15 protein-coding genes and 1 pseudogene are annotated in these 15,572 nt (G+C 61.1%); 10 read left to right on the top strand and 6 right to left on the bottom strand.

Annotation, left to right across the window (positions count from 1 at the left end):
• Positions 1-235: 235 nt before the first annotated feature.
• The 3 genes from TU80_RS17630 (at position 236) to sthA (ending at position 4,580) form a co-directional block, all read left to right on the top strand.
• Positions 236-1,699, top strand: a complete 1,464-nt coding sequence (locus TU80_RS17630) for a glyceraldehyde-3-phosphate dehydrogenase (RefSeq protein ID WP_046384318.1) — start codon at positions 236-238, stop codon at positions 1,697-1,699.
• Between the two features lie 287 nt (positions 1,700-1,986).
• On the top strand, positions 1,987-2,997 hold the full coding sequence (locus tag TU80_RS17635; protein WP_090234783.1) for an FAD:protein FMN transferase: 1,011 nt from the start codon (positions 1,987-1,989) through the stop codon (positions 2,995-2,997).
• A 188-nt stretch (positions 2,998-3,185) separates the two neighbouring features.
• Positions 3,186-4,580 carry a Si-specific NAD(P)(+) transhydrogenase gene (gene sthA, locus TU80_RS17640; RefSeq protein ID WP_046384317.1) on the top strand — a complete coding sequence of 465 codons (1,395 nt, stop codon included), beginning with the start codon at positions 3,186-3,188 and terminating at the stop codon, positions 4,578-4,580.
• Positions 4,581-4,622: 42 nt separating this feature from the next.
• On the opposite strand, the gene TU80_RS17645 is transcribed toward sthA, so the two are convergent.
• On the bottom strand, positions 4,623-5,345 hold the full coding sequence (locus tag TU80_RS17645) for a glycerophosphodiester phosphodiesterase (RefSeq protein WP_057005003.1): 723 nt from the start codon (positions 5,343-5,345) through the stop codon (positions 4,623-4,625).
• A 44-nt stretch (positions 5,346-5,389) separates the two neighbouring features.
• Positions 5,390-5,974: a PilZ domain-containing protein gene (locus tag TU80_RS17650; RefSeq protein ID WP_046490432.1), complete on the bottom strand. Its 585-nt coding sequence runs from the start codon at positions 5,972-5,974 to the stop codon at positions 5,390-5,392.
• 94 nt (positions 5,975-6,068) lie between these two features.
• Here TU80_RS17650 and TU80_RS17655 point away from each other — a divergent pair, with 94 nt between their 5' ends.
• Genes TU80_RS17655 through TU80_RS17665 form a run of 3 tightly spaced genes read left to right on the top strand, consistent with a single transcriptional unit; the run spans position 6,069 to position 9,315 of the window.
• Entirely contained in the window at positions 6,069-7,319 is a 1,251-nt protein-coding gene (locus TU80_RS17655; protein ID WP_046384316.1) for a lipoprotein-releasing ABC transporter permease subunit, read from the top strand.
• A 7-nt stretch (positions 7,320-7,326) separates the two neighbouring features.
• A complete protein-coding gene (gene lolD / locus TU80_RS17660) occupies positions 7,327-8,010 on the top strand; it encodes a lipoprotein-releasing ABC transporter ATP-binding protein LolD (protein ID WP_017477213.1) in 684 nt (227 codons plus the stop codon).
• Between the two features lie 60 nt (positions 8,011-8,070).
• A complete protein-coding gene (locus tag TU80_RS17665; protein ID WP_046384315.1) occupies positions 8,071-9,315 on the top strand; it encodes a lipoprotein-releasing ABC transporter permease subunit in 1,245 nt (414 codons plus the stop codon).
• A 57-nt stretch (positions 9,316-9,372) separates the two neighbouring features.
• Here the strand turns inward: TU80_RS17665 and TU80_RS17670 are convergent, their stop codons facing one another.
• Both TU80_RS17670 and TU80_RS17675 read right to left on the bottom strand, forming a co-directional pair.
• Complete coding sequence (locus tag TU80_RS17670; protein ID WP_057005008.1) at positions 9,373-10,776, bottom strand: heavy metal sensor histidine kinase; 1,404 nt, start codon at positions 10,774-10,776, stop codon at positions 9,373-9,375.
• Entirely contained in the window at positions 10,773-11,453 is a 681-nt protein-coding gene (locus TU80_RS17675; protein WP_046384314.1) for a heavy metal response regulator transcription factor, read from the bottom strand. The genes TU80_RS17670 and TU80_RS17675 overlap by 4 nt, the downstream gene beginning before the upstream one ends.
• Before the next feature lie 156 nt (positions 11,454-11,609).
• Between TU80_RS17675 and copI the strand changes: the two genes are divergently transcribed.
• The 3 genes and pseudogenes from copI to TU80_RS17690 all read left to right on the top strand — a co-directional run.
• A complete protein-coding gene (copI, locus tag TU80_RS17680; RefSeq protein WP_057005004.1) occupies positions 11,610-12,149 on the top strand; it encodes a copper-resistant cuproprotein CopI in 540 nt (179 codons plus the stop codon).
• A 95-nt stretch (positions 12,150-12,244) separates the two neighbouring features.
• Entirely contained in the window at positions 12,245-13,075 is an 831-nt protein-coding gene (queF, locus tag TU80_RS17685) for an NADPH-dependent 7-cyano-7-deazaguanine reductase QueF (protein WP_046490437.1), read from the top strand.
• A 114-nt stretch (positions 13,076-13,189) separates the two neighbouring features.
• Positions 13,190-13,411: pseudogene (locus tag TU80_RS17690) on the top strand (NADPH-dependent 7-cyano-7-deazaguanine reductase QueF); the annotation flags it as partial.
• Positions 13,412-13,547: 136 nt separating this feature from the next.
• Here TU80_RS17690 and TU80_RS17695 read toward each other — a convergent pair.
• Together TU80_RS17695 and pcrP are read right to left on the bottom strand one after the other, a co-directional pair.
• Positions 13,548-13,814, bottom strand: coding sequence for a DUF4404 family protein (locus TU80_RS17695; RefSeq protein ID WP_057005005.1), 267 nt, complete (start codon positions 13,812-13,814; stop codon positions 13,548-13,550).
• A gap of 110 nt (positions 13,815-13,924) precedes the next feature.
• Positions 13,925-14,533 (bottom strand): HAD superfamily inactivated hydrolase PcrP, encoded by a 609-nt coding sequence (gene pcrP / locus TU80_RS17700; RefSeq protein WP_046384311.1) that lies wholly within the window; start codon positions 14,531-14,533, stop codon positions 13,925-13,927.
• Positions 14,534-14,770: 237 nt separating this feature from the next.
• Between pcrP and TU80_RS17705 the strand changes: the two genes are divergently transcribed.
• The gene (locus tag TU80_RS17705) at positions 14,771-15,409 is read left to right on the top strand and encodes an MlaA family lipoprotein (RefSeq protein WP_371928131.1); all 639 of its coding nucleotides are present in this window, start codon (positions 14,771-14,773) and stop codon (positions 15,407-15,409) included.
• Positions 15,410-15,572 lie beyond the last annotated feature (163 nt).

The following is a 15,572-nucleotide window of genomic DNA, read 5'->3' on the forward strand; positions in this document are numbered from 1 at the left end:
TGGCTAAGACAAACAATGGCGCGTTTTGACTCAATATGTAGTGCCAAAATGTATATAGTTTTCGGAGGGTTACGGACAAGTCGTGCTGCCCGCTCCACTAGTGGCCTTCTGGAACCCGCGTATTTACTGGGCTGCAGCGAGGTGGCTTTTTTGGGTAAGCGCTTTTTGTTGTAGGACGCGCATTGCTCCGGGGGCGGCCGGGCGGCATAATGTAGCCCCTTTTTTCAGCCCCTACATGTGGAAGGTTCCCGTGACTCAGAAGCCCGACCAGTGTCTTGGTGAATGGATCGACCGTGAAGCACTCGCTGAAGCGATGATCCCGCTTATCGGTCAGCTGTACCGCAATAACAATGTGGTGAGCTCGATCTATGGCCGCAGTCTGATCAACCAGTCAGTCATCGCGATTCTCAAGGCGCATCGCTTTGCTCGCCATCGTTCGACCAACGACAGCGAACTCTCCGTCCACGAAACATTCCCTCTGCTCAAAGCCATGAGCGAGCTCAAGCTCGGCGCGGCTTCGGTAGACCTGGGCAAGTTGGCCGCCAAGTTCCGCGCTGAAGCCAACGGCCGTTCCGTCGAGCAATTCGTGCGTGAAGAAATGGCCGACGTGGTCGGCAAGCAGAACGCCTCCGCCCGTAAAGGCACTGACGTTGTGCTCTACGGCTTCGGTCGCATCGGCCGCCTGCTGGCACGCATCCTGATCGGTAAAACCGGCGGCGGCGACGGCCTGCGCCTGCGCGCCATCGTGGTACGCAAGGGCGCCGAGAACGACCTGGCCAAGCGCGCGAGCCTCTTGCGTCGCGACTCGGTACACGGTCCGTTCAACGGCACCATCGTCATCGACGAAGAAAACAACACCATCACCGCCAACGGTAACCTGATCCAGGTGATCTACGCGAAGAACCCGACCGAGGTGGATTACACCCAGTACGGCATCAAGGACGCCCTGCTGGTGGATAACACCGGCGTATGGCGCGACGCCGAAGGCCTGGGCCAGCACCTGACCTGCCCGGGCGTTGCCCGCGTTGTCCTGACCGCGCCTGGCAAAGGCAAGCTGAAGAACATCGTTCACGGCATCAACCACACGGAAATCACCGCTGACGACAAGATCGTGTCCGCCGCTTCCTGCACCACCAACGCCATCGTGCCGGTGCTGAAGGCAGTCAATGACAAGTTCGGCATCATCAACGGTCACGTCGAAACCGTTCACTCGTACACCAACGACCAGAACCTGATCGACAACTTCCACAAGGGCAATCGCCGTGGTCGCAGCGCCGCGCTGAACATGGTGATCACCGAGACCGGTGCCGCCACCGCTGCCGCCAAGGCCCTGCCTGAGCTGGCCGGCAAGCTGACCGGTAACGCGATCCGCGTGCCGACGCCTAACGTGTCGATGGCCATTCTCAACCTGAACCTTGAGAAAGCCGCTACCCGCGACGAGATGAACGAGTACCTGCGCTACATGGCGCTGCACTCCGATCTGCATAAGCAAATCGACTTCGTCAACTCCCAGGAAGTGGTCTCCACCGACTTCGTTGGCTCGCGCCACGCCGGTGTGGTGGACGCGGAAGCGACCATTACCCAGGACAACCGTGTTGTGCTGTACGTGTGGTACGACAACGAGTTCGGCTACAGCTGCCAGGTCGTTCGTGTGATGGAAGACATGGCTGGGGTCAACCCGCCTGCATTCCCGCGCTAAGCGTTCAGGTTGAATGAAAAAGCCCCGACTGGTTCGGGGCTTTTTTCTGCCTGTGGGTTTCGGCTGTGTGGGAGGCATCGCGCGCAAGCCCGCGCCTACAGGGGCATGCATTTTTTCAGGCGATACGCCGTCAACTGTGGCCGGCCAAGGTGAGACGATCCGCCTCATTGGTGAGCGCCGGGAGTGCGAACATCAGCCATAAACAGATAACGGCATGCCGCATAATGGGCGGTCCTGCCAGGGTGTGTGCCTGCGGGTTAATTCACTTTTCGACGGCGATCAGGTTTATGGGCAATCTGCGACAGATAGCGATGGTGTGCGGTTTTGCGGCGCTGGCCGGCTGTGGCGGCGATACGCTGGAGCAGTTTGGGGGGCCGACCATGGGCAGCACCTATTCGATCCAGTATGTCAGAAGCTCGACGGCACCTACGCCGAAAGAGCTGCAGCGCCAGGTGGAAAAAATCCTGGGGGATGTCGACCGACAGATGTCGACCTACCGCAGCGACTCGGATATCGAGCGTTTCAACAATCTGCCGGCCAATAGCTGTCAGCCGATGCCTGCGCCGGTGCTGCAACTGGTGCGTACCGGCGAGCAACTGTCCCAGGCCAGCGCGGGTGCGTTCGACCTGACGGTGGAACCGCTGCTGAACCTGTGGGGGTTCGGGCCCCAGGCCCGGCAACTCAAGGTGCCGGACGCCGCGACGCTGGCCGAGGTGCGTCAACGGGTCGGTCACCAGCATCTGCGCATCGACGGCGAACAGCTGTGCAAGGACGCCGCCGTCGAGGTCGACTTCAACAGCATTGCTGCCGGTTACGCGGTGGATCGTATCGCCGAGCTGTTGAGCGGCTTGGGTATCCATCACTACCTCGCCGAAGCCACCGGCGAACTCAAGGCTGCCGGCCACAAACCGGATGGTTCGCCCTGGCGCGTCGCGCTGGAAGAGCCTCGCGATGACCAGCAGGTCGCCGAAAAAATCATCCGCGTAGACGGCTTTGGTGTGTCCACATCGGGTGACTATCGTAATTATTTCCAGCAGGGTGGTCGGCGCTATTCCCACACCCTGGATGCGCGGACCGGCGCGCCGATTACCCATCAACTGGCATCGGTGACAGTGTTGCACCCGTCGGCGCTGATGGCCGATGGGTTGTCGACGTTGCTGTTGATCCTTGGGCCGGAGCAAGGCTGGGATTACGCCGAACAGCACCAGATCGCCGCGTTTTTTGTGCAGCGCGAGGGGGATGTTTTTGTCACGCGCAGTAATCAGGCGTTCGAACAGATGACCGCTGTGAAACCGTAATCCACGCTGTGTAGTAAAGGCAAAACTGGCCTACGACGCGACCAAGGGTTAATGTGCGCGGCGTTGAGCCTTATATAGACTGTGCCCCGGTTCACACACTTGAGCCAAATTGTCCTTCATGACCGCTGGCCGCGGCATGATTTAGCCAGGCGTCAAACCGCGCGCCTGGCCTGTTCTGAGGAGTACGCATGGCTGTCTACAACTACGACGTGGTAGTACTGGGTTCCGGCCCGGCTGGAGAAGGTGCGGCGATGAACGCCGCGAAGGCAGGGCGCAAGGTGGCAATGGTCGATAGCCGTCGCCAGGTCGGCGGAAACTGCACCCACCTGGGTACCATCCCGTCCAAGGCCTTGCGTCACTCAGTGCGCCAGATCATGCAGTTCAATACCAATCCGATGTTCCGGGCCATTGGCGAGCCGCGTTGGTTTTCGTTCCCGGACGTGCTCAAAAGCGCGGAAAAAGTCATCGCCAAGCAGGTGGCGTCGCGGACCGGCTATTACGCCCGTAACCGTGTCGACCTGTTCTTCGGCACCGGCAGCTTCGCCGACGAGCAAACCGTCGAAGTGGTCTGCTCCAACGGCGTGGTCGAGAAGCTGGTGGCCAAGCACATCATCATCGCTACCGGGTCGCGCCCGTATCGCCCGGTGGATATCGATTTCCTCCACCCGCGTATCTACGATAGCGACACCATCCTCAGCCTGGGCCATACCCCGCGCAAACTGATCATCTATGGCGCCGGCGTGATCGGCTGCGAATACGCCTCGATCTTCAGCGGCCTGGGGGTGCTGGTAGAGCTGGTGGACAACCGTGACCAGTTGCTGAGCTTCCTCGACTCGGAAATTTCCCAGGCGTTGAGTTATCACTTCAGCAACAACAACATCACCGTGCGCCACAACGAAGAGTACGAGCGCGTCGAAGGCCTGGACAACGGTGTGATCCTGCACCTCAAGTCCGGCAAGAAGATCAAGGCCGACGCCTTGCTGTGGTGCAACGGTCGTACCGGCAACACCGACAAGCTGGGCATGGAAAATGTCGGGGTCAAGGTCAACAACCGTGGCCAGATTGAAGTGGACGAGAACTATCGCACCTGCGTGTCGAATATCTACGGTGCCGGCGACGTGATCGGCTGGCCAAGCCTGGCCAGCGCCGCCCATGACCAGGGCCGTTCGGCCGCCGGCAGCATTGTCGACAATGGCAGCTGGCGCTATGTGAACGACGTGCCGACCGGGATCTACACGATTCCGGAGATCAGCTCGATCGGTAAGAACGAACACGAACTGACCAAGGCCAAGGTGCCTTACGAAGTGGGCAAGGCGTTCTTCAAGAGCATGGCGCGTGCGCAGATCGCCGGCGAGCCGCAAGGCATGCTGAAGATTCTGTTCCACCGTGAAACCCTGGAAGTCCTCGGCGTGCATTGCTTCGGCTACCAGGCTTCGGAGATCGTCCACATCGGCCAGGCCATCATGAACCAGCCGGGCGAGCAAAATACCCTCAAGTATTTCGTCAACACCACGTTCAACTACCCGACCATGGCGGAAGCCTATCGGGTCGCGGCCTACGACGGCCTCAACCGGCTTTTTTGAGCGGCTCCGGCCGGTGGCCTGAGCCGGCCGGGGAGACCGATTTCAGTAATTCTCGAGCGTGGCAGTGGCCAAACCGGGAAAGTCTGTAATCAGGCTATCTACGCCGAAGTCGGCGAGCCTGCGCATCAGCGCAGGTTCGTTGACTGTCCACACCGACACGTGCAATCCCTGGCGCTGGGCTTTTTCCAGACGCTCGGGGGTACACAACGTCCAGTTCAACGCCAGAAACTCACAGCCATAGTTTTGCGCGACCTTCAGCGGGTCGAGCCAGGCGTATTCGGCCACCAGCCCGCGCGACAGGTCCGGGGTGAGTTCCACCGCCGCTTTCAACACTTCCCGTGAGCTTGAGGTCACTGTGACCTTGTCCATGAGGCCGAAACGCACGGCCATTTCCCGGATCGCCAGCACGGTGGTCGCGGCGCGGGTGCGCGAGGCGCTTTTGACTTCCAGTTGCCAGTGATCGAAGTCGCACTTTTCAAACAGTTCTTCCAGGCGCGGGATCGGGCAGGGGTTGATCCAGCCGGGGCCGCCTTTGCGGGCGTCCATCTTCACCAGGTCTACCGCCGAATACTCGACGACTTTGCCGCGCCGGTCGGCGGTGCGCTTGAGGGTCGGGTCGTGGATGACCATCAGTTCGCCGTCCATGGACAGGTGCAAATCCAATTCGCAACGGCGTACACCGTGCTTGAGGCACTGCTGGAAGCTGGTCAGGGTGTTTTCTGGTGCTTCGCCTTTGGCACCGCGGTGGCCGTAGATCAGGGTCACAGTTGCTCCTTTGCGCCAGGTCGTCTGGCGGGGTGAATACGAATTCAGGTGTCTTTGGCGTCGCTCTGTTCCCGCGCCAGGCGCCGTTGCTGCGCCTGTTTCTGCAGGATGTAGCGCGCCAGCAGTTGGCGTTGGGCGTCGGTCATCGATTCGAATTCCGTGCCAATGGCAAAAGCGCCGCCCTTGGCATCGCAATGGGTGACCCGCGCCCGTAACAGCAGGCCCAGCGCCTGGGGCATCAGCACCAGCTTGACCGCCAGGTGGGCGTCGAGTGCCAGGGGCGTCGGGTGCTGGAAGTCGATGCCGCCTTCGGAAATGATCACCGGCTGCGGTGCGCCGACTTCATCCAGCAGGCCGCGCGCCATGATCTGGCTGAGCAGATCCAGGCGTTTGTTCTGGATTCGGAGGAGGGCGGCCAGGCTGCGATCTTTCTCGCTGAGCTGGCGCAACAGGTGTTGGGCTTCGAATTCGCTCAGGTGCAGTTCACTGAGTAGATTGAATAGCGGCGAATCATCCAGCAACACTTCCTTGCTCGCCGCTTCGGGGGCGGACAGGCTTTTGATTTGAAGTGCGATCATGTCGTCGATACGGTAGTATTCGCGGCGTTCTTCTTCATCTAATGTCGACATGGCGAACCCAAAGTAGCGGTAATGGTCTGAGTGTAAAGCTGCTTACCAGACCCCGCCACCGGGACGTCTTCTTTTCCTCCGAACAAGCCCCGACATGTTCAGACCTCTCTTCGTATTTATTGGCACGCGTTATACCCGTGCAAAGCGTCGCAATCATTTTGTGTCGTTCATTTCCTTGACCTCGATGATCGGTCTCGCCCTTGGCGTGGTCGTGATGATCGTGGTGTTGTCGGTGATGAACGGCTTCGATCATGAGATGCGTACCCGCGTGCTGGGCATGGTGCCCCACGCGACCATCGAGTCGGGTGAACCGATCAGCGACTGGCAAAGCCTGGCCGACAAGGTCAAGCAGAACCCCAAGGTCGTGGCCGTGGCGCCGTTCACCCAGATGCAAGGGTTGCTGACCAATGACGGCAAGGTGCAGAAAATCCTGCTCAATGCCATCGACCCGGTCCAGGAGCGCAAGGTCTCGATCATCGACAAGTTCATGCTGCAGGGCAAACTCGACGACCTGGCGCCCGGCAGCTTCGGTATCGTCATCGGCGACAAGGCCGCGGCCAAGCTCGGCGTGGGCATCGGCGACAAGCTGACCTTCGTCGCCCCGGAAGTCACCGTGACCCCGGCCGGCATGTTCCCGCGCATGAAGCGCTTTACCGTGGTCGGCACCTTCCACGTCGGCGCTGGCGAGATCGACGGCTACCTCGGCCTGACCAACCTCACCGACCTGGCGCGTCTGCATCGCTGGAAGCCGGACCAGGTGCAGGGCCTGCGCCTGAAGTTCAACGATTTGTTCGACGCCCCGCGCGGCGCCTGGGAAATCGCCCAGCACCTGGGTGAAAACCAGTACTACGCCCGCGACTGGACCCGTACCCACGGCAACCTGTACCAGGCCATCCGCATGGAAAAAGCCATGATCGGCCTGCTGTTGCTGCTGATCGTCGCCGTGGCGGCCTTCAACATCATCTCCACCCTGGTGATGGTGGTGAACGACAAGAAGGGCGACATCGCCATCCTGCGCACCTTGGGCGCCACGCCGGGGCAGATCATGGCGATCTTCATGGTGCAGGGCACGGTGATCGGCGTGGTCGGCACCTTGATCGGCACCGCGCTGGGCATTCTGGCTGCGCTCAACGTCAGCGCTGCCATCGCCGGCCTCGAAACCCTGATCGGCCACAAGTTTCTCAATGCCGACGTCTACTTCATCGATTACTTGCCGTCCCAGGTTCAGGCCCAGGACGTGCTGATGGTGGGCGGCGCTGCGTTGGTCCTGAGTTTCCTTGCCACCCTGTATCCAGCCTGGCGCGCGGCACGTACCCAGCCAGCACAGGCCTTACGTTATGAGTGAATCGGGCATGAGTGAAAAAGCAATCCTGAGCTGCCGCAACCTGGGCAAGTCCTACGAGGAAGGTCCGGAATCGGTGGTGGTGTTGTCCAACCTGCAACTTGAGCTGCACCCCGGCGAGCGCGTGGCGATCGTCGGCAGTTCCGGTTCCGGCAAAAGTACCTTGCTCAACCTGTTGGGCGGCCTCGATACGCCGTCCCAGGGCAGCGTGTGGCTGGCCGGCGAAGAACTCTCGGCCCTCGGCGAAAAGGCCCGCGGCCAACTGCGCAACCGTTCGTTGGGTTTCGTGTACCAGTTCCACCACCTGTTGCCGGAGTTCACCGCCCTGGAAAACGTGTGCATGCCGCTGCTGATCGGCAAGACCGCGATCCCAGAGGCGCGCCAGCGTGCCAAGGCTTTGCTGGAGCGCGTTGGCCTCGGCCATCGCCTGGAGCACAAACCGGCCGAATTGTCTGGCGGTGAGCGCCAGCGTGTGGCGATTGCCCGTGCCCTGGTGAACAACCCGGGCCTGGTGATGCTCGACGAGCCGACCGGCAACCTCGATTCCCACACCGCCCAGGGCATCAAGGACTTGATGCTCGAACTGAGCACCCAGATGCGTACCGCGTTCCTGGTGGTGACCCATGACATGAGCATGGCTCGGCAGATGGACCGCGTACTGCACCTGCAGGAAGGTCATCTGGTCGCCATCTGACCTGTTTCAAGCCCGGTGCATGGCGCCGGGTTTTTTCATTTTTTCAGGCGGTGCAAGCGAATGTTCAGACCGTTATCGATTTTCATCGGCACGCGCTATACCCGCGCCAAGCGCCGCAACCGTTTTGTTTCGTTTATCTCGATGACCTCGATGATCGGCCTCGCCCTGGGCGTGCTGGCGATGATCGTGGTGTTGTCGGTGATGAATGGCTTTCAACGCGAAATGAGCTCGCGCATCCTCGGCATGGTGCCTCACGCCACCATCGTCGGCGTGAACCCGATCGACAACTGGCAGCCGGTGGCCGCGGCCGCGATGAAGAATCCCGAAGTGACCGCCGCAGTACCGTTCACGCAGATGGACGGTATGTTCTCCTACAAGGGCGCGATGCAGCCGATCGAGATCAGCGGCGTCGACCCGGCCCAGGAAGGCAAGGTGTCGATCGTGGCCCAGCATATCGTCCAGGGCAAACTGGAAGACTTGAAGCCCGGCGAGTTCGGCGTGGTGGTCGGTGAAATCACCGCGCGGCGCTTTCGCCTGAACGTGGGCGACAAGCTGACCCTGATCGTCCCGGAAATCAGCAGCGCGCCGGGTGGCATCACCCCGCGCATGCAGCGATTGAACGTGGTCGGTATCTTCAAGGTCGGCGCCGAGCTGGACGGTTCGATGGCGTTGATCCATATGGCCGACGCCGCAGAAATTCAGCATTGGCAGCCGAACCAGGTGCAGAGCGTGCGGCTGGCGGTGAAGGACTTGTACGCGGCGCCCAAGGTCTCGGCGGACATCGCCGCCAGCCTCGGTGCGGCCTACAAGGCGGATGACTGGACCCACACCCAGGGCAGTCTGTTCAGCGCGATGAAGATGGAAAAAACCATGATCGGCCTGCTGTTGCTGATGATCGTCGCGGTGGCGGCGTTCAACATCATTGCCACGTTGATCATGGTGGTGAACGACAAGGGCGCGGACATCGCGATCCTGCGGACCATCGGCGCCACGCCACGGCAGATCATGGCGATCTTCATGGTGCAGGGCACGGTGATCGGTATCATCGGCACCCTGATCGGCGGTGTGCTGGGCGTGATTGCGGCGCTCAACGTCAGTGAGCTGGTGGGTTGGCTGGAGCGCGTGAGCGGGCAGCATATCTTCAGTTCGGACGTGTACTTCGTCAGCAACCTGCCCTCGCAATTGCAGGGTGGGGATGTGCTGCTGATCTGCTCGGCCGGGTTTGTGTTGAGCTTTTTGGCCACGGTTTACCCGGCGTATCGGGCGGCGAAGATCGAGCCGGCGCATGCCCTCAGGTATTCGTAGGATTTAAGACCGCTATCGGGAGCAAGCTCCCTCCCACATTTTGAATGTATTCACAGATCAAAATGTGGGAGGGAGCTTGCTCCCGATAGCGCCGGCACAGCTTGCATCAACCCCCCCTGGCAACTCGATCACAAACCGCGTCCACCCCGGCTCAGACTCGCAATAAATCCGCCCGCCATGCGCCCGCACAATCGACTGGGTAATCGCCAGCCCCAGCCCCGCGTGTTCACTGCTGCCTTCATGCCGCGCCGGGTCGGCCCGGTAGAAGCGGTCGAACAACCGCGGTAACACCTCCGCGGGAATGCCTTCGCCACTGTTCTCCACTGTCAGCGTCACGCCTTGTGCGCCCTGCGCCAGATGCACCCGTACTTCGCCGCCCGCGGGCGTAAAACGCAGCGCGTTATCCAGCAGGTTCGACAATGCCCGGCGCAACATGCCGCGATCGCCGGTTGTGTGAGCCATACCCTCGCGCACCAGGCTGACGTGCGCGTCTTCCGCCAGCAAGACGAAGAACTCCAGCAGTGCGTCCACTTCGTCCGCGAGCTTCAACGGTTCGCGCGTGGGCGCCAACAGCCCGTGATCGGCCTTGGCCAGGTACAACATGTCGTTCACCAACTGCGCCATCCACTGCAACTCTTCCAGATTGCTGTGCAGCGCCTCGCGGTAATCCTCCAGCGGGCGCGGCTGGGTGAGGATGACTTGGGTGTGGGTCAACAGGTTCGACAGGGGCGTGCGCAGTTCGTGGGCGATATCGGCGGAGAACGCCGAGAGGCGCTGGAACGCGTCGTCCAGTCGGCCCAGCATGGCGTTGAAGGCCTGGGCCAGTTCCGCCAGTTCCACCGGCATGCCCTGCTCGGGCAAACGCTGGGTCAGGGAGTGGGCCGACACGCTGGCGGCCACTTCGCCCATGCGCCGCAACGGTCGCAGCCCGCTGCGCGCCGCCCAGGCGCCGAGCAGCGCGGTGGCCAGGGCCGAGAGGCTGACTGTGAGCCAGATCAAATGCTGCATGCGTTGCAGGAAGTGCTGATGGTGGGTGATGTCGAGCATCAGGCTCAGTTGCGGCGAGTCGGGTTGGCCCGGCCTTAGCGGCGCGTTGTACACGCGGTAGTCGATGCCGGCGTTTTGCAGGCTGTGCAGGCCGGGCGACTCGGGCAGGACAATGGCCGGCGCGCCGTCAAACCAGCGCTGGCCGGCGGCGGTGATGCGTACTGCGAGGTCGGGCTGACGATTGAGCTCGGCGCGCAGTTGCGCTTCGCGCTGGGCGAATAGCTGCGGTGAGTCGACGCCCTGCAAGGTGCTGCGCAGCGCCACCAGTTTGCTTTCGAGCAGTTGCTGGTCCAGCTCGACAAAATGCGCCTCGCTGGCGCGGTTGAACAGCACGCCAGCGAGCAACGAGACCACCGCGGTGCAGGCCGCAAACAGCAGGGCCAGGCGGCTGGCCAGGGACAGACGCTTGATCAACTGCATCGTTCCTCCAGCACATAACCCATGCCGCGCACGGTGTGGATGAGTTTATTGGGGAAGTTGTCGTCGATTTTCAGGCGTAGGCGGCGGATCGCCACTTCGATGATGTTGGTGTCGCTGTCAAAGTTCATGTCCCACACCTGGGACGCGATCAGCGACTTGGGCAGCACTTCGCCCTGGCGCCGCAGCAGCAGTTCGAGCAGGGCGAACTCCTTGGCGGTGAGGTCGATGCGCTGGCCGTCGCGCTCGACGCGGCGGCGGATCAGGTCCAGGCGCAGGTCGGCCAGTTGCAGGGTGGTTTCCTGCGGTGCGCTGCTGCCACGGCGCAACAGGCTACGCACCCGCGCAAGCAGTTCGGAGAAGGCGAACGGCTTGACCAGATAATCGTCGGCGCCCAGTTCCAGGCCGTGTACGCGGTCTTCCACTGCGTCGCGGGCGGTGAGAAACAGCACCGGGACGTCGAGGCCGGCGCTGCGCACGGCCTGTAGGATCTGCCAACCATTGCGACCGGGCAGCATCACATCGAGGATCAGCAGGTCGTAATCGCCGGTCAGCGCCAAGTGTTGGCCGCTGGTGCCGTCGGCCACCAGCTCGGTGGTAAAACCGGCTTCGGTCAGGCCTTGGCGCAGGTAATGGCCGGTTTTGGGTTGGTCTTCGACGATCAGCAGTTTCATGGGCAGCTCTTGGCGGCGGGTCACTTCAGGCTTTATACCGTGGTGGCCAGGGGAGGGGCGCAACCTGACAAAGTTGTAATCTAGCAGTCAGCTGGCTGGCAGCGCTGCAATCTTAGAGTGGTCCTCAGACTGATCCCACACCTTTGGAGAATTGAGATGGCATTGCGTACCCCCTTGTTGTTGGCGGGCTGCCTGTTGGCGTTGAGTGTCGGAGCAATGGCCGGCACGGCCCACACCTATGCATTCGGCCAGCCGGCATCTGCCGATAAGGCCACGCGCACCGTGGAAGTGGTGCTGCAGGATATGTCCTTTTCGCCCAAGTCCCTGGACGTAAAGGCCGGTGAGACCGTGCGCTTTGTACTGGTCAACAAAGGCCAGTTACTCCATGAGTTCAACCTGGGCGATGCGGCCATGCATGCGGAGCATCAGAAGCAAATGATGCAGATGCAGGCCAGCGGCATGCTGAACGCCACCGGCATGGGCAAGATGGACCACGGCGCCATGGAGCACGGCGATATGGGCAATATGGGCAATATGGGCGGGATGAAGCACGATGACCCCAACAGTGTTCTGGTCGGACCGGGTAAAACCGCTGAGTTGACCTGGACCTTCAGCAAAGCCACCGGGTTGGAGTTTGCCTGCAATATTCCCGGGCACTACCAGGCGGGCATGGTCGGCAAGATCAACGTCGATTGAGCCGCTGCGGCAACTGACGGTGTCGATGCGGCGGTTGTTAGAGGCGGGGGCAAAGGCTGGTAGACTGGTGGGGTTAATTTAGCCAGGTTTCCGCCATGCATCCCGCAGCCGAACATTCGCCGCTGGGCAAGTCCAGTGAATACATCTCCACCTACACCCCTTCGTTGCTGTTCCCGATTCCGCGCGCCGCGAAATGGGCCGAGCTGGGCCTGAGCGCCGAGACCCTGCCGTACACGGGCGTGGATTTCTGGAACTGCTTCGAACTGTCCTGGCTGCTGCCGTCGGGCAAGCCGGTGGTGGCCATCGGTGAGTTCAGCATTGCGGCCGACTCGCCGAATATCATCGAGTCCAAGTCCTTCAAGCTGTACCTCAACTCGCTGAACCAGACCGTGTTTGCTGATACGCAAAGTCTGGAGGCGACGTTGCGCACCGACCTCAGCGCTGCTGCCGGCAAGCCGGTGGGCGTGCGCGTGCGCAGCCTGGCCGAGGTTGAAGCCGAAGGCGTGGTGGCGTTGCCGGGAGTGTGCATCGATGACCTGGATATCAGCGTCAGCAACTACGAACATCCGCGTCCGGAACTGCTGCGTTGCGATGACTCGCGCATTGTCGAGGAGAGCGTGTACAGCCACCTGCTCAAATCCAACTGCCCGGTCACTAGCCAGCCCGACTGGGGCAGCGTGGCCGTGCAATACCGCGGCGCACAGCTGGATCACGCCAGCCTGTTGGAGTATCTGGTGAGCTTTCGCCAGCACTCGGACTTCCATGAGCAGTGCGTGGAGCGGATCTTCCTGGACCTGCAGCGCCTGCTGAAGCCGGAGAAGTTGACGGTATATGCGCGGTATGTGCGGCGGGGTGGGTTGGATATCAACCCGTATCGCAGTACTGAGGCGGTGCCGTTCCAGAACCTGCGCCTGGCGCGCCAGTAACCTTTACACAAACCCAATGTGGGAGGGGGCTTGCCCCCGATAGCGGAGTGTCAGTCACAGTCTCTGTGTCTGACCCACTGCAATCGGGGGCAAGCCCCCTCCCACATCGCACAGCTGGATCACGCCAGCCTGTTGGAGTATCTGGTGAGCTTTCGCCAGCACTCGGACTTCCATGAGCAGTGCGTGGAGCGGATCTTCCTGGACTTGCAGCGCCTGCTGAAGCCGGAGAAGTTGACGGTATATGCGCGGTATGTGCGGCGGGGCGGGTTGGATATCAACCCGTATCGCAGTACTGAGGCGGTGCCGTTCCAGAACCTGCGCCTGGCGCGCCAGTAACCTTTACACAAACCCAATGTGGGAGGGGGCTTGCTCCCGATAGCGGAGTGTCAGTCACAGTCTCTGTGCCTGACCCACTGCAATCGGGGGCAAGCCCCCTCCCACATTTTGGTTCTGTGCTTGGTTTGGGCTCGGGTTAAATGCCGATGTTGCCCAGGGTGATCACGATATTGCGCAGCGTCCCGGCAATGCCCGGGTGGTCCAGCTCGAAACCTTCTACCGCCCGGTTCACATCGTCGGCGATGCTGGGCGGCTGGGTGGCGGGTTCCAGTTCAAGTTGTACTTCAAACTTGGCCAGCAAGGCTTCCAGCGCTTCACGTTTTTCGGGTGGCAGCGGTGGTTCCTGGTCCAGTTGCTCGCGCAGGATGTTGACCTGTTCTTGCAGTTTTTCGCGGGCAGGCATGGTGTTGTTCCTTTTATCGATAGGCACTGGCATAGACCACGGCACGCCGAGAAAGGTCTACGAGAGGAGCTGTAGATTAATCTACCGGCGCCGTCTGTGCATGATCTCTATCAGGGCTTTTCGCCTTTGAGCTGGCGCAGGCTGATGTCTGCCAGGCAGGTGCCGAGCTCGCCGAGGTGATCGATCACCGAATGCACCCCCAGCCCATACAGCGCCACGGTGGCCTTGCCGCGTTTGTATTCGCGTTGTTGGTCGGTCAGTGCCTGCCATTGCTCGGGCGCCAGGCCGCACAGCGAACCGCAGGACGCCAGGCCGATAGTCCACAGCCCGGCATTCAGGCCCGATTGCAGCAGGCGCGGCTCGCCGCTGACCAGCACGCAGCCTTCCAGGCGTTCGATGTTCAATTCCATCAAGGCTTGCCAGCATGCATGTGGGGCGGGCCAGCGGATGGTTGAGGGCGCTGCGGCCCTGAGCCAATCGGGCAACGCGGCGGTCAGTGGGGCTGTTACCGAGGGCGGCAGTTCATCCAGCCAGGCGCAGGGCACGCCTTGTTCCTTGAGGCTGCGCAGGACCTTCAGCGCACCTGGCGTGGCTTCGGCGTGTGGGGAGGGTGAATCGGTGCGCGCCTGGGAACCGAAATCGACCAGGCAGCCACTCAGGCCAAACAACACGGCGGTCAAGGTGGGGGCAGTGGCGACGGCAATCTCGGCGTGAGGCATTTCGACATCCCTGAAATAGCTACGACGCTATCGAAGTGGCGTGACAAGTCCGTGACAGTTTGTAGGAATTTTGTACATTTTCCGTATGTCGTTTCCTGGCAGCTGCCTAAAAGGACACTTCCGTCATATACTGGCGCCTTATTCAGGGCATAGCGCCCATGACAGACTATTCAAGGAGCAAAAGCTATGCGCTGGAGCCACTACTTCGCTCAGTTTTCGGTGTGTGCCGCTATCCTGATGGCCCCTTTCGCCGCACAGGCTGCGTCGGAAGATGATCCATGGGAAAGCATCAACCGCCCGATCTTCACCTTCAACGACACCGTTGATACCTACGCCCTCAAACCATTGGCCCAAGGCTATCAGTTTGTGACCCCGCAATTCGTGCAGGACGGCGTGCACAACTTCTTCCGCAATATCGGCGATGTCGGCAACCTGGCCAACAACGTGCTGCAACTCAAGCCACACGCGGCCGGCGTGGACACTGCCCGCCTGTTGATGAACACCACCTTCGGCGTGCTGGGCTTTATCGACGTCGGCACCAAAATGGGGCTGCACCGCAGCGATGAAGACTTCGGCCAGACCCTCGGTTACTGGGGCGTCGGCAGCGGTCCTTACGTGATGCTGCCGCTGCTGGGCCCAAGCACCCTGCGCGACGCACCGTCCAAATACGTGGACAGCTACACCCAACCGTACCGCTACATGAACGACATCGGCTGGCGCAACAGCACCTTCGGCCTGAACATCGTCGACACCCGTGCCAGCCTGCTCGACAGCGAGAAGTTGATCACCGGCGACAAGTACACCTTCATCCGCAACGCCTACCTGCAGAACCGCGAGTTCAAGGTCAAGGACGGCAAGGTTGTCGACGACTTCTAGGTCGAGACCTCTTGAAACGAAAAAAGGCGACCATGTGGTTAATGCCGATCAGTTAAGCCTTCTCGCTTGACCTTTGGCCGCAAAAAATCAAAATCCGATGCCTACACTGGCATCGGATTTTTTTATGCGTCTCGCTCGGGCACTGGAACTGACCCACAACATC

It is taken from the genome of Pseudomonas veronii (assembly GCF_001439695.1).
Classification (GTDB): Bacteria; Pseudomonadota; Gammaproteobacteria; order Pseudomonadales; family Pseudomonadaceae; genus Aquipseudomonas; species Aquipseudomonas veronii.

Coding starts and splice junctions, on each gene's coding strand:
- TU80_RS17630 (WP_046384318.1), top strand. CDS start 236: ATGTGGAAGGTTCCCGTGACTCAGAAGCCCGACCAGTGTCTTGGTGAA.
- TU80_RS17635 (WP_090234783.1), top strand. CDS start 1,987: ATGGGCAATCTGCGACAGATAGCGATGGTGTGCGGTTTTGCGGCGCTG.
- sthA (WP_046384317.1), top strand. CDS start 3,186: ATGGCTGTCTACAACTACGACGTGGTAGTACTGGGTTCCGGCCCGGCT.
- TU80_RS17650 (WP_046490432.1), bottom strand. CDS start 5,974: ATGTCGACATTAGATGAAGAAGAACGCCGCGAATACTACCGTATCGAC.
- TU80_RS17655 (WP_046384316.1), top strand. CDS start 6,069: ATGTTCAGACCTCTCTTCGTATTTATTGGCACGCGTTATACCCGTGCA.
- lolD (WP_017477213.1), top strand. CDS start 7,327: ATGAGTGAAAAAGCAATCCTGAGCTGCCGCAACCTGGGCAAGTCCTAC.
- TU80_RS17665 (WP_046384315.1), top strand. CDS start 8,071: ATGTTCAGACCGTTATCGATTTTCATCGGCACGCGCTATACCCGCGCC.
- TU80_RS17675 (WP_046384314.1), bottom strand. CDS start 11,453: ATGAAACTGCTGATCGTCGAAGACCAACCCAAAACCGGCCATTACCTG.
- copI (WP_057005004.1), top strand. CDS start 11,610: ATGGCATTGCGTACCCCCTTGTTGTTGGCGGGCTGCCTGTTGGCGTTG.
- queF (WP_046490437.1), top strand. CDS start 12,245: ATGCATCCCGCAGCCGAACATTCGCCGCTGGGCAAGTCCAGTGAATAC.
- TU80_RS17695 (WP_057005005.1), bottom strand. CDS start 13,814: ATGCCTGCCCGCGAAAAACTGCAAGAACAGGTCAACATCCTGCGCGAG.
- pcrP (WP_046384311.1), bottom strand. CDS start 14,533: ATGCCTCACGCCGAGATTGCCGTCGCCACTGCCCCCACCTTGACCGCC.
- TU80_RS17705 (WP_371928131.1), top strand. CDS start 14,771: ATGGCCCCTTTCGCCGCACAGGCTGCGTCGGAAGATGATCCATGGGAA.